Here is a 14031-nt window from a genome sequence, read left to right as displayed (position 1 = left end):
AGTATGATGATGGTCATCACTTCGCTCATCGTCATACGGCCAGGGCGTTGACGCTTGCGTGTACCATCGGTTAACAGCGTTTTTTCCCATTCTGGAATGAAAACAGCGCAAAAATCATCGACATCGCAAAACACTTCCACTAATTTATGCATAGGCCCTCCGGTGTGATGGGGTTTCTCTTGGTCGAAAGATCCGATCACTTGGAGGGCTATTAGTTCAACATTTCTTATCCCGAGTTCAGGTTAATTAATGGAAGAAATAAAAAGGCAACTTAGATAAGTTGCCTTTAGTGTACGTTTTATTCTACTTATTCAGTTGGCTTAATCTATCAGCAGATTAACTTAACTTGCCGTGGCATTGTTTGTACTTACGACCAGAGCCACAAGGACAAGGATCGTTGCGACCCACTTTGTCACCATCACGGATCATCGGTGCTTGCGCAGTGACAGCTTCATGCTCATCACCACCGCCAACAAGCGACTCTGCCGCTGCGTGTTGGTAGTCGCGCTGGATCTTGGCATCTTCTTCACGACGACGCGCTTCCATTTCTTCCACATCTGACTGAGCCTGCACTTGTACTTTCGACAGCACACTGATGACGTCATGTTTCAAGGTGTTCAGCAGTTGTTGGAATAACTCAAACGACTCACGCTTATATTCTTGCTTTGGATTCTTCTGCGCGTAACCACGTAAGTGGATACCTTGGCGCAGATGATCCATCGCCGCTAAGTGTTCTTTCCACAGGCCATCGAGAGTTTGTAGCATAACGGCTTTTTCAAACTGGCGTAGCACTTGCGCGCCAACCATTTCTTCTTTTGCCTTATACGCATCGCCCCATGCAGTAATAATACGCTCACGTAGACTCTCTTCATGCAGATCGTCTTCTTTATCTAACCATTCTTGGATAGGTAATTTGAGCATAAATTCTTGGTGTAGACGTTGCTCTAAACCTGGGATATCCCACAGCTCTTCTACTGATTGCGGTGGAATATACTGATCGATTACCGCGCCAATCACATCGTCTTGGATGTTTTGGATAGTATCTTCAATACTTTCCGCATCCATCAACTCGTTGCGCTGGGCGTAAACCACTTGGCGTTGATCGTTAGCGACGTCATCAAATTCGAGTAATTGCTTACGGATATCGAAGTTACGCGCTTCAACTTTACGTTGAGCGTTTTCGATTGCGCGAGACACCCATGGATGCTCGATCGCTTCGCCTTCTTCCATACCCAGCTTTTTCATCATGCCAGAGACACGATCCGAGGCGAAGATACGCATTAAGCTATCTTCCATCGACAAGTAGAAGCGTGATGAGCCCGCGTCACCTTGACGACCCGCACGACCACGTAACTGGTTATCGATACGGCGTGATTCGTGACGTTCTGTACCTAGGATATGTAAACCACCCGCAGCAACGACTTCATCATGACGAATTTGCCAATCGGCTTTGATCTTGGCCTTTTGCTCTGCTGTTGGATTATCGAGTTCATCGATTTCCATGTTCCAGTTGCCGCCAAGCACGATATCGGTACCACGACCTGCCATGTTCGTCGCAATAGTCACAGAACCAGTACGGCCAGCTTGCGCGACGATTTCAGCTTCTCGTTCGTGGAATTTAGCATTTAAAACTTCGTGCGGGATCTTTTCCTGCACCATTAAGCGCGCTAACAGTTCAGACTGTTCGATTGATACTGTACCCACCAATACTGGCTGACCACGTTCACGGCAATCTTTAATGTCTTTAATGATCGCTTGATATTTTTCATCGGCGGTCAAATAAACTAAATCCGCCATATCCTTACGCACCATTGGACGGTTAGTCGGCACAACGACTGTGTCTAATCCATAGATGTGTTGGAATTCAAACGCTTCAGTGTCGGCTGTACCTGTCATACCTGCCAGCTTCTCGTATTGACGGAAGTAGTTCTGGAAAGTGATCGAAGCCAATGTTTGGTTTTCGTTTTGAATGTGTACACCTTCTTTGGCTTCGACAGCTTGATGTAAGCCTTCAGACCAACGACGACCAGGCATAGTACGACCCGTGTGTTCATCGACTATGATGACTTCGTTGTCTTGTACTATGTAATCCACATCACGCTCAAACAGCGTGTGCGCACGAAGCGCCGCGTTGACGTGGTGTAATAGGGAAATATTTGCAGCAGAATAGAGTGAGTCGCCTTCGGCTAACATGCCGCGCTCGATCAGCAGGTTTTCTACTTTTTCTTGGCCACGCTCGGTGAAATGCACTTGTTTGGCTTTTTCATCAATGCTGTAGTCGCCCTCACCCACAAACTCTTCCGTATCTTCTTTATCTTGACGGATAAGATTAGGGATCAGGGTGTTGATCTTGATGTATAGCTCAGAGCTATCTTCGGCGGCGCCAGAGATGATCAGCGGCGTACGCGCCTCGTCGATTAAGATTGAATCCACTTCATCGATTAGGGCGTAATGCAACGGACGTTGAACCCGTTCTTGCGGTGAAAACGCCATGTTATCGCGCAGATAATCGAAACCAAACTCGTTGTTGGTCCCGTAAGTGATATCGGCGTTATAGGCAGATTTCTTTTCATGTTGGCCAATACCTGCGACGTTGATTCCTACGGTTAAACCAAGGAACTCAAACAGTGGGCGGTTATTCTCGGCATCACGACGTGCCAAGTAATCGTTCACTGTAATCACGTGGACGCCTTTGCCTGTCAATGCGTTTAAGTAGGCGGGTAAGGTTGCCGTTAAGGTTTTACCTTCACCCGTACGCATTTCAGCAATACGGTTGCTGTCGAGTACCATACCGCCGAGTAACTGCACGTCGAAATGACGCATATCAAATATACGCTTAGACGCTTCGCGCACTGTCGCAAAGGCTTCAGCCATGATGCTATCTAATGAAGCGCCAGCAGCTAAACGCTCACGGAACTCTGCGGTTTTCGCCTTTAATGCTTCATCGGTTAATTTTTCATAATCAGCTTCTAATGCGTTAATGCTAATAACGATCTTTTGAAGCCCTTTAAGGGTGCGGTCGTTGCGACTACCAAATACTTTTGTCAGTAATTTACCAAACATCTGAATCACTTATTCTCTGTAGGCCAAGTCCATGATGGAAACTAGAAGCCAATGTTTCAATTAACTTGCTTTGCGGTAGACAAACTTTTGTGGATCTATCTGCTGTCCGCCGCGCAACACTTCATAATGCACATGAGCCCCAGTTGAGCGCCCAGTGCTTCCCATACTGGCGATAGCATCGCCTTTTGCGACCACATCACCTACAGTCACTGACAAAGCTTTATTATGGCCATAACGCGTATGCAAACCGTTACCATGGTCGATTTCAACCAATTCGCCATAACCGAACATATTTCCAGCAAAAGTCACCACGCCTGCAGCAGTCGCAACAACTTTAGCTCCTTCTCGACCGGTAAAATCAATCCCCTTATGCACAGACCTGCGACCGTTGAAAGGGTCATTACGTAATCCGTAGGGCGACGACAACCAACCTTTATCGAGCGGGATACCTGATATATAACGTTCATCATCTATATGGTGGTTAGATGACACTGTTTCAAGTAGTGAAAGCTGAACATTATTATTGTCAATTCGAGATGCCAACTTATCCATATCGTCGATAAGCTGTCCGAGCTCGATGTTAGTGCCTAGTTCGCTCAAACCACCCACACCAACCTCGGATGAAAAATCAAAATCTTCATCCAACTTATTCTGCTGGGCGACCTGTTGACCTAAAGCTTCGAGACGGGTGATCTTGGCTTGCATACGTGCAACATGAGTCACAAGCATAGCCAGTTGAGACTCAGTAGCACTTTTAAGCTCTAAGACTTGTTTCTTTTGTTGTTCGCGCACGAGACGATCGTTATCGACACTGGCTTGCTGATCTTGAAATCGAGCGGAGTTGTGTTGATAAATACCGGACCCAGTGGCCAACAATAGTATTGGAAGTAGCAACCAGCGTTTACTGGGCTGCCAGCGTGTGACGCCATTCCGACCTTGAATAAATACTGTTACACTCATAGCCTAATTCAGCCATCTTATTATCATATGAAAAAGCCCCCTCAAGATCTCAGCCAATTACTGCATCAATCGGGAAAATTACCCGACCTTGCTGAGAAAGCGGAACTACTTATGTATCTGGATCAGCATGTGAAGCAGATTATTGCAGGTCCTGTTGCGGAGCAACTAAAAGTCGCTAATTTCCGCCAGGGTGTTCTTGTGGTTGAAACCACTTCGGCGGCCTGGGCTGCGCGAATTAACTTCCAAAAGCCGAAGCTATTAATCCAGCTTCAAGCAGAAACGCTCCCAATCCTTACCGCAATTGAAGTTAAAGTCAACCCGAGATTAGCAATGTATGACGCAAAGCCTAAACAGGGACATAAAGAATTAAGCCCAGCAGCAGCAGAGCACATTGCAGCATTAGCGGAAAATATTGGCGGTTCACTGGGTGAAAAACTAAAACGGCTGGCCTCATTGGCCAGCCGTAATAAATAATCTTACCGCTTTTTAAGCAAATACAGCGCCACCTGGTACGGTAAAGCTGACGGGGACATCGGCTTCTTTTTCGAAGCTGACCAACTCCCACGCATCTTGTTGCGCGAGTAAAGCACGCACCAATTGGTTGTTCAACGCATGACCAGTTTTATAAGCAGTGAACTCACCTAAAATAGCGTGCCCAGCTACATATAAATCACCAAACGCATCTAGAATTTTGTGCTTAACAAATTCGTCCTCATAACGCAGGCCGTCGGGATTAAGGACGCGATATTCATCAAGTACAACAGCGTTTTCCATGCTGCCGCCCAACGCTAGGTTGTTGGCTCGCAAATATTCGATATCACGCATAAACCCAAAAGTACGGGCGCGGCTGATATCTTTCACGAAAGCAGAAGTTGAAAAGTCCATCACCACATGCTGTTGGCTACGAGCGATTTCTGGATGCGCAAAATCAATTTTAAAATTGACTCTAAAACCTTTAAATGGTTTTAACTCGGCCCATTTATCGCCATCTTCAACGCGCACAGGGCGCTTAATCTTTAAATACTTCTTAGGCGCGGCCTGCTCTTTAATACCCGCAGACTGCAACAAGAAGACGAATGGGCTTGCACTGCCATCCATAATAGGAATTTCAGGCGCGTCCACTTCAATTACAGCGTTATCTATGCCTAAACCCGCAAGAGCTGCAAATAAATGCTCAATGGTCGATATACGAATACCTTCGTCATTGACAAGTGCCGTACACATAGTGGTTTCACGAACTTGCTCCGCCTTCGCTGGAATGGCGACGGCAGGACTCAAATCGGTGCGCACGAGTACGATCCCTGAATTAACGGGCGCGGGCATAATGCTCAAAGTGACCTTGTTGCCAGAATGCAATCCGACACCAGTTGTTTTCACCATTTTCTGAACAGTTCGTTGAAATATCATTCAGTTACCCGTTTATATGCCAATTATAAAGCCTAATATTTGTACACTCAGCGTCGGCAAATCGAGCCGCACTGGTTCAGCATAATAACATAACTTTATTATGTCACACAAATGCAGCTATGTTGTGGTATTGCCCCAAACGAACAACACCTCACATATTACGCTGGACTCAAACGCTCTCGCTAGTCGGCTTGCTTACGCAAAAATGCTGGAATATCAAGATAATCCAATTCATGCTTTGTCGATGGTGCAGGCGTAGGAGCTGGCTGCGGAGCCGCTGGCAACACGTTGCCTTTTGGCGCTGCATAGTTCACATGTGCAGCTTCTTCGACATAGGCTTCGACTTTTGGTTCAACCACTACAGGCTCTGGACGAGGTGCAGGTTTAGAAACCAATTGGATATCTGGACGCTTTTCAGCACCAATACCGGTCGCAACAACCGTTACACGCAACTCATCACTCATTTCTGGGTCGATGACAGCACCAACCACCACAGTCGCGTTGTCAGAAGCATAAGCCTTAACATGATTACCGACAGTTTCGAATTCTTCGATACTCATATCCATACCCGCAGTAATGTTAACTAACACACCACGCGCACCGGCTAAGTCGATGTCTTCTAATAATGGGCTGGCAACAGCAGCTTCGGCCGCTTCTTCAGCGCGGTCTTCACCGCGAGCGACGCCAGTACCCATCATGGCATTACCCATTTCAGACATCACAGTCTTCACGTCGGCGAAGTCGACGTTAATCAGACCTGGACGAGTGATAAGCTCGGCAATACCTTGTACCGCGCCAAGTAACACGTTATTCGCTGCGGCGAACGCATCGAGTAAAGAAGTACCACGGCCCAATACTTTTAATAATTTTTCGTTCGGGATCGTGATTAACGAATCCACGTGCTTAGCCAGCTCGGCAATGCCTTGCTCAGCGTAAGCCATACGTTTTTTCCCTTCAAATGGGAAAGGCTTAGTCACAACCGCAACGGTGAGAATACCTTCTTCGCGTGCGATTTGAGCCACAACAGGTGCAGCACCTGTACCTGTACCACCGCCCATACCGGCAGCGATAAAGATCATGTCAGAACCTTTGATTGCCGCGCGAATGTTTTCGCGGTCTTCTTCAGCTGCAGCACGACCCACATCTGGGTTTGCCCCTGCTCCAAGACCTTTAGTGACATCGCGTCCTAATTGAATTGTTGAGCCAGCGCCTGATTTTCTCAGGGCCTGAGCGTCTGTATTGGTAACGATAAACTCAACACCTTCAATGTTGTGTTTGACCATATGTTCGACAGCGTTACCGCCGCCGCCGCCAACGCCGATGACTTTAATCACCGCGTCGTCTGAGTGAGTATCCATGATCTCAAACATTGTCTGATCTCCGTGTTGCCTGCGTTATGAAAATTAAAATTCGCCCTTAAACCAGCTTTGGACCCGATTCCAAGCGCTAGTTACCCCTTGGCGCTCAGGACGTTCGAACTGCCGTTCGATCACCCGTCGTGCGCCGTAATGAAGCAGTCCGACTCCTGTGGAGTAAATAGACTGGTCCACGTATTCATATAAACCTTTGATCGGTAGCGGTGACGCTACGCGAACTGGCATGCCAAAAGTCGCTTCCGCAATATCGACCACACCTTGAATCGACGCTGTGCCACCTGTGAGCACAATACCTGCGGCGATTTGATCTTCTAACCCACTGTCTTTCAACTCTTTAAGCACAAGCTCAAACAGCTCTTGGTATCTTGGTTCAACCACTTCGGCGAGCGTGTGACGTGACATGCTCCGCGATGGACGACCACCTACCGATGGCACTTCAATACTGTCTTCGCGGCTCACCATAGAACTGCGAGCACAGGCGAACTGCACTTTAATTTGTTCAGCATGTGACGATGGCGTGCGGAAAATCTTCGCAATGTCGTTCGTCACTTGGTTACCAGCAACGGGCACAACCGCACAATGACGCAAGGCGCCATTGGTATATACCGCAATATCTGTAGTGCCACCGCCGATATCGACGATACATACACCTAAATCTTTCTCATCGAAGGTCAACACAGCATCGGCTGAAGCAATCCCAGAGAACACTAAGTCGTCGACCTTAAGGCCACAACGCTCAACGCTCTTAGTAATATTCTTCGCCATATCATTGGCGCAGGTCACTATGTGTACCTTGGCCTCCATACGCATACCGGACATACCGATTGGGCTGCGAATGCCGTCTTGAACGTCGATTGCATATTCCTGCGGCAGCACGTGTAAAATGCGACGTTCGGTCGGGATCTTCACCGAGCGAGCCGTATGGATCACGTTATCAACATCTTCCTGTGTCACTTCTTCATCGTTGATCGATACCATGCCGTTTTCGTTTTGGCAGGCGATGTGTTTACCCGAAATACTCAAGTAAACCGATGACACTTGGCAATCCGCCATTAATTCCGCTTGATCGAGCGCACGTTGTACACTGCGAACTATAGAATCTAAATCGTTCACGCCACCTTTATCCATGCCCCTTGAGGGATGGTTACCAAGGCCGACTATGCTAATTTCGCCATCGGGCAGAACTTCGCCTATGATCACTGCGACCTTAGAGGTTCCTATGTCCAATCCGACGATAAGGTTTCTATCTTGGTTTTTGATCATTAATTATCGGCTCTCTTGTTTGTGCATCGCCCCAGCCTACGGCCAACCCTGTGTCGTAGCGCAAATCTACTCTGGCAACGGATTTCTCTTGTTTCGCCAAAACCGGATAAACAGTAATAAATCGTTGTATCCGTGCAATTTTATCTTCTCGACCCAAATCTAAAACGATACCGTTTCCAAGGGTCGCGTGCCACGCATGTCGTGGCGTTAAATTCAAACTGGCTAAGGTAAAGCCATTAATCTTTAGTAGGGAGTTGATCTGTGCATAGACAGTCAACACCTCAAGGCCCATATCATTTGGTCCAGATAACTGCGGTAAATGCTCAAGCTCTGGGTGCGATGGCGCTTCGAATACTTCTCCATGCACGTTCAACCACAAGTCACCATTCCAATGGGCTGCGGGTTGTTGCTCTTGCAAATACACCCTGAGTTTCGCTGGCCACTCACGCCTTACCGATGCGCGATACACCCAAGGTAAAGCTTCTAACGCCTGCTGCACTAAGGTAATGTCAGCACTAAAAAAACTGCGCTGCATTAAATGCTGTAGTGCTACTTGTATATCTTTATCTGTGGTGTAAACCCGCTCACCTTTGATGGCAACGGCCTCAATCGGCAAGTTGCTGGCATCATTCAAAAATTTATGTAACTGATAGCCACCAAATACAAAACTGGCTACGATGAAGAATAAAAAGCCAGCCCCGCTCCATTGATACCAATTAAACCGTGACATTCTTGCCCGCCAGTGCCGCCTCTTATCACTCCAAGACACGCTTCATCCCACCTTTAACGACACCCATTAAAAACCACAGAAAACCGGCCATTATATAGACCAAAATCCTTTGGTCAAAATTTCCTTTTTCTCGCAGATCAAGCGCTAAAGATCAGCTTGCTTGCGCAGGTAATTCCACCACAGCAAACCCTAATCCAGACGACGCTAACTGTCGTGACAGGGCGCCAATATTACCCGCACCTTGGGTGAGTAATAAATCCCCGTCCTGCAATACATCGGGCAGCACTTCTGCAAGCAGATCTGGGCTTGCGATAAAGATCGGATCTAGCTGACCACGCAAGCGAATTGAACGACATAATGCGCGACCATCCGCACCTGTGATCGGCGCTTCACCCGCACTATAAATATCGAGTAACAATAAGCAATCCACTTGTGATAACACTTCCACAAAATCCTCATACAAATCACGGGTACGAGTGTATCTGTGCGGCTGATACGCCATGACCAAACGTCTATCAGGCCATCCTGCGCGCGCAGCTTTAATGGTCGCCGCAACTTCGCTGGGATGATGACCATAATCATCCACTAACATGACTTCGCCCTTCGGCGTGGCAAATTTGCCTAAATGCTGGAAACGACGCCCTATACCTTGGAACTCCACTAAAGCCTGAGTAATCGCGTTATCGTCGATTTCATCTTCAGTCGCCACCGCAATGGCCGCTAACGCATTGAGCACATTATGTTGGCCCGGTAAATTCAACACCAGATCGAGATCTTCTTTAGCTTTACGCCTGACAGTAAAACGGCACTGATGACCTTGCTGACTAAAATTAAGTGCTTGCACGTCCGCATCGTCACTGAAACCATAGGTCACGTGTTTACGGCCAATACGCGGCAGAATCTCACGCACGACGGCATCATCAATACACACCACAGCAACACCGTAGAACGGCAAGTTGTGCAGAAAATCCACAAAAGTCGATTTCAGTTTTTCAAAATCACCGCCATAAGTATCCATATGATCAGCTTCGATATTGGTCACCACACTGACCATAGGCTGCAAATGCAAAAAGCTCGCATCACTCTCATCGGCTTCGGCAATCAAATAACGGCTGGTGCCTAATCTGGCATTGGTACCGGCACTGTTGAGCAAACCACCAATCACAAAGGTTGGATCCCGCCCAGCTTGACCATAAACGCTGGCGATAAGGCTCGTTGTCGTGGTTTTACCATGGGTGCCCGCAATCGCCACACCATGTCGATAACGCATCAACTCGGCTAACATCTCAGCACGACGTACAATAGGAATACGTAATTCTTTAGCGGCAAGGATTTCTGGATTTTCCAGATTAATCGCGGTAGATACGACGACCACATCCACTTGCTGCACGTTTTCAGCGGCATGACCAATTTGGATCTTGGCACCGAGTAAACACAATCTGTCGGTCACGGCATTTTGCGCAATATCCGAACCACTCACCTGATAGCCTTCGTTCACTAACACTTCGGCGATCCCGCCCATGCCCGCGCCGCCAATGCCGACGAAGTGAATACGCTTAATACGGCGCATTTCTGGGATCATGCTTCTCAGTTGTGCGTATCTTTCTGTCTTAGTCATGCTTATCCTTTCTCAGCAAGGCTGATGCACACTGCGGCAACTTGTTCAGTCGCATCCAGTACCGCAACGTCTCTCGCTCTTTGGCCCATACGGGCTAATTCTGTTCTGTCATTGGCGAGCAACTGTAATTTGTTCGCCAGTTTATTCACGTCCAAGATGGCCTGTGGCAATAGGAAAGCTGCGCCAGCCTCAACCAATACTTGAGCGTTACGGGTTTGATGATCATCCACTGCATGGGGATAAGGTACCAGAATACTCGGTAGCCCCACCGCCGCTAACTCAGACACAGTCAAGGCGCCAGCTCGGCACAATACCACATCAGCCCAGCGATAGGCGGCTTCCATATCGTCGATAAACTCAGCGATATTCACGCCACCATCTTGTCCTTGTTGCTGATATGCCGCCTTCACGCCCGTAAGATTATCTTTACCCACTTGATGCCAAACCGTCACAGACTGCTGCTGACTCAGTATCGCAACCGCTTCAGGCATCAGATCGTTAAAGATTTTGGCGCCAAGGCTACCGCCGACAACTAATACTTTTAAGGCTTCATCAGCCTCAGGCTTTGGTTCTGCACCTAAGGCAATCAGTTCTTGGCGAATCGGATTACCAACGACCTTGGCCTTCACTGTGGTAAAGGTATTTTTAAAGGCGCATAACACTTGCGTCGCAATCCGCGACAACAACTTGTTTGTCATCCCTGGGATGGCATTTTGTTCATGCAGCACCAGTGGAATACCGGCTAATCTTGCCGCAACACCTCCTGGGCCACTGGCGAATCCGCCCATGCCAAGGACCACATCGGGTTTAAATTCCGCAATCACGGCCTTAGCCTGCAATATTGAACGAACCACTTTAAAGGGCGCCGCAAGTTTTCGGATCAAACCATTACCGCGCACACCTTTGATATCGATGAAATCAATATCAAATCCATACTGGGGCACTAAACGCGCCTCCATACGATCGGCCGTGCCTAACCAACGCACTTGCCAACCCTGTTGAGCTAAATACTTAGCCACCGCCAGTGCCGGGAACACATGTCCTCCCGTACCACCCGCCATGACTAAAATACGTTTTCCTGTTGGAGTCATCACTTCAATCTCCCTTGCACGGCCTGAACTAATGTCATGCGCCGCTCGTAATCAATGCGCAGCAACATCATCGCTGCCGCAGTCATGACCCATAAACTACTACCACCGTAACTGATAAAAGGTAATGTCAGCCCTTTGGTTGGTAACATGCCGATACTCGCGCCGACATTCACCACAGTCTGGAAACAAATCCAAATACCGATGGCATAACCTAAATAACCTTCAAATGGCTTATCCATGGCTAAACACAAATTACCTAAACGAATCGATCTCAGCGCCACAAATAGCAGTACAGATAACACGGCAATAATGCCGATAAAGCCCAATTCTTCCCCGATCACGGCAAAGATAAAGTCAGTGTGCGCTTCGGGCAGATATTCTAATTTTTGAATACTATTACCTAGCCCTTGGCCAAACCAATCACCTCGACCATAGGCCATCAAAGATTGAGTCAACTGGTAACCGCTACCGAAGGGATCTTGCCAAGGATCCATAAAGGAGGTCACTCGGCGGATACGATACGGTTCCAATAGCACTAGGGCCACAAACGCCAATACGCCCGCAAAAATCAAGGCAAAGAAATCGAGTAAACGCGCACCGGCTAAAAACAATAGACCAACCGTTCCCACAAATAGCACTACCACAGTACCTAAGTCGGGCTGCATCAAAATCAGCACAGCGTAAATCGCAAATACTGCAATCGGCTTATAGAAGCCTTTAGCATTCTCGCGCACTTCCTGATGACGCCTCACTAAGTAACCCGCCATATAGATGGCGAAGGCAAATTTAGCGACCTCCGCCACTTGGATGCGAATAGGGCCTATGGATAACCAACGCGTCGCACCGTTTACCGTAGTGCCAACCACCAATACAGCTAACAACATCAAACCCACAATCAACAACAACATGGGGCTCCAGCGCTGCCAAGTCTGCATCTCTACTCTTAGCACAAATGCCGCAATGAATAAGCAACCCACTAAATAACCGACATGGCGAGTCATAAAATAAAATGGGTTCCCCGTGAGCGTTTGCGCTTCAGGCATAGAGGCTGACATCACCATTACAAAGCCGAAGCTAATCAAAGACAACACAGCCGCGAGCAAAGCACGGTCGTACAATTGCACGCCCGGGACTTCGGTATCACGTTGCCAATTGGGTATTGCTAAACGCAAACGCCCAAATAGGCTAAGTTGTCTTGCATCACTCGCCATTAAGTTGTCCCACGAGGTTTCTAAAATCATCACCTCGAGCCATGAAGTTACTGTACATATCTAAACTGGCGCAGGCTGGCGATAATAAAACGATATCACCAGAGGTTGCCAATTCAGCGGCTTTCGCTACCGCAGCAGCCATAGTGTCGACTCTTATCGAGCCGTCTTTCAATGCAGCAATCTTTTTACCATCGCGGCCTAAGGTGATGAGGTGTGTGACTTTAGCTAAAGCCACAGCTAAAGGCTTAAAATCAGCCCCTTTACCGTCACCGCCAGCAATCAAAATAATATCGCCTAAGTGGTCACTCAAGCCATCGAGTGCGGCGACTGTGGCACCGACATTTGTCGCTTTAGAGTCATTGACATAGGTCACGCCATTCTTAACACCAACCACTTCACAGCGATGGGATAAGCCAGTAAAAGTACGCGCCACTTTTGCCATAACGTGCTTGTCGACACCCACGACATCCACAAGCGCCATCGCCGCAAGTAGGTTGGCATGGTTATGACTGCCAATCAGCGACACTTCAGTGATCGGCATTATTTCGCTGCTACCGTGATAAATCTTGCTGTCGCTGATGCCCCATTCGTCCGCTTCTGGCGCCGCTAAACCAAAACTGTTTTGGTTCATTGGTTCTGGCGGTACGGTCAGTTTATCGTCACGATTAAAAAGTACGGCACGGGTTTGTTTGTATAAACGTAATTTAGCCTCGCGGTAGGCATCGATGTCACTGTATCTGTCCATGTGGTCTTCGCTGATATTCAAACAGGTCGCCACCACACACTTAAGACTATGGGTGGTTTCCAATTGAAAGCTCGACAACTCAAGCACAAATAAGTCCGCATTTTCATGCAGTAAATCCAACGCAGGCACACCGATATTACCTCCGACGGCAACAGCAATACCCGCTTCCCTTGCCATCTCGCCCACCAGTGTAGTGACGGTCGATTTTCCGTTAGAGCCAGTAATGCCAATCACACAAGGTTTACGGTCAGCAATCTCACGGGCAAATAGCTCCACATCGCCAATCACCTCAATGCCCATATCCACAGCGGCACGCACCTCTGGGGTATAAGTAGCAATGCCGGGACTAATAATGATCTGCGTCGCTTGCACAAGATAACGGCAATCGAATCCGCCAGAAATCAGCTTCACATCAGGAAAAGACGTTGCTAACGTTTCGGCGCCCGGAGGCTGCCGACGACTGTCCATCACCAATGGCGTAATGCCCTTTCCACACAAATAGCGCACCACGGACAAGCCCGTGGCCCCCAAACCTAACACTATGTGTGAATACTGATTTTGCATAAC

At 48.1% G+C, this 14031-nt stretch carries 11 protein-coding genes and 1 pseudogene; 1 reads left to right on the top strand and 11 read right to left on the bottom strand.

What is annotated here, in order from left to right; all coding sequences use genetic code 11:
* The 3 genes and pseudogenes from L5M28_RS17435 to L5M28_RS17425 form a co-directional block, all read right to left on the bottom strand.
* Positions 1 to 152 (bottom strand): annotated as a pseudogene (locus L5M28_RS17435) (IS982 family transposase); the annotation flags it as partial.
* A gap of 184 nt (positions 153 to 336) precedes the next feature.
* Positions 337 to 3063 carry a preprotein translocase subunit SecA gene (gene secA, locus L5M28_RS17430; RefSeq protein WP_263204076.1) on the bottom strand — a complete coding sequence of 909 codons (2727 nt, stop codon included), beginning with the start codon at positions 3061 to 3063 and terminating at the stop codon, positions 337 to 339.
* A gap of 60 nt (positions 3064 to 3123) precedes the next feature.
* Positions 3124 to 4023, bottom strand: a complete 900-nt coding sequence (locus tag L5M28_RS17425; RefSeq protein ID WP_105251201.1) for a M23 family metallopeptidase — start codon at positions 4021 to 4023, stop codon at positions 3124 to 3126.
* Between the two features lie 27 nt (positions 4024 to 4050).
* On the opposite strand from L5M28_RS17425, the gene L5M28_RS17420 reads away from it, so the two are divergent.
* A complete protein-coding gene (locus L5M28_RS17420; protein ID WP_105251200.1) occupies positions 4051 to 4497 on the top strand; it encodes a DUF721 domain-containing protein in 447 nt (148 codons plus the stop codon).
* 12 nt (positions 4498 to 4509) lie between these two features.
* Here the strand turns inward: L5M28_RS17420 and lpxC are convergent, their stop codons facing one another.
* The 8 genes from lpxC to murD all read right to left on the bottom strand — a co-directional run bounded on the left by lpxC (position 4510) and on the right by murD (position 14028).
* On the bottom strand, positions 4510 to 5430 hold the full coding sequence (gene lpxC, locus L5M28_RS17415; protein ID WP_011845621.1) for a UDP-3-O-acyl-N-acetylglucosamine deacetylase: 921 nt from the start codon (positions 5428 to 5430) through the stop codon (positions 4510 to 4512).
* Positions 5431 to 5612: 182 nt separating this feature from the next.
* Positions 5613 to 6800 (bottom strand): cell division protein FtsZ, encoded by a 1188-nt coding sequence (ftsZ, locus tag L5M28_RS17410; RefSeq protein ID WP_106648312.1) that lies wholly within the window; start codon positions 6798 to 6800, stop codon positions 5613 to 5615.
* Positions 6801 to 6833: 33 nt separating this feature from the next.
* Positions 6834 to 8069 (bottom strand): cell division protein FtsA, encoded by a 1236-nt coding sequence (ftsA, locus tag L5M28_RS17405; RefSeq protein WP_006079897.1) that lies wholly within the window; start codon positions 8067 to 8069, stop codon positions 6834 to 6836.
* The gene (locus L5M28_RS17400) at positions 8050 to 8799 is read right to left on the bottom strand and encodes a cell division protein FtsQ/DivIB (protein ID WP_168826587.1); all 750 of its coding nucleotides are present in this window, start codon (positions 8797 to 8799) and stop codon (positions 8050 to 8052) included. The genes ftsA and L5M28_RS17400 overlap by 20 nt, the downstream gene beginning before the upstream one ends.
* 151 nt (positions 8800 to 8950) lie before the next feature.
* The gene (gene murC / locus L5M28_RS17395) at positions 8951 to 10417 is read right to left on the bottom strand and encodes a UDP-N-acetylmuramate--L-alanine ligase (RefSeq protein ID WP_173247341.1); all 1467 of its coding nucleotides are present in this window, start codon (positions 10415 to 10417) and stop codon (positions 8951 to 8953) included.
* 2 nt (positions 10418 to 10419) lie between these two features.
* Positions 10420 to 11508: an undecaprenyldiphospho-muramoylpentapeptide beta-N-acetylglucosaminyltransferase gene (murG, locus tag L5M28_RS17390; protein ID WP_105251196.1), complete on the bottom strand. Its 1089-nt coding sequence runs from the start codon at positions 11506 to 11508 to the stop codon at positions 10420 to 10422.
* Positions 11508 to 12719 (bottom strand): cell division protein FtsW, encoded by a 1212-nt coding sequence (ftsW, locus tag L5M28_RS17385; RefSeq protein ID WP_113941076.1) that lies wholly within the window; start codon positions 12717 to 12719, stop codon positions 11508 to 11510. Before ftsW ends, murG begins: the two co-directional genes overlap by 1 nt.
* Entirely contained in the window at positions 12709 to 14028 is a 1320-nt protein-coding gene (murD, locus tag L5M28_RS17380) for a UDP-N-acetylmuramoyl-L-alanine--D-glutamate ligase (protein WP_131525724.1), read from the bottom strand. Before murD ends, ftsW begins: the two co-directional genes overlap by 11 nt.
* Between the last annotated feature and the right edge of the window lie 3 nt (positions 14029 to 14031).

This window comes from Shewanella sp. SW32 (genome assembly GCF_025653365.1).
In the GTDB taxonomy this organism is placed as follows: Bacteria; Pseudomonadota; Gammaproteobacteria; order Enterobacterales; family Shewanellaceae; genus Shewanella; species Shewanella oncorhynchi.
Note: the sequence above shows the minus strand (reverse complement) of the source record. Positions and strands in the feature narration are given on the sequence as shown.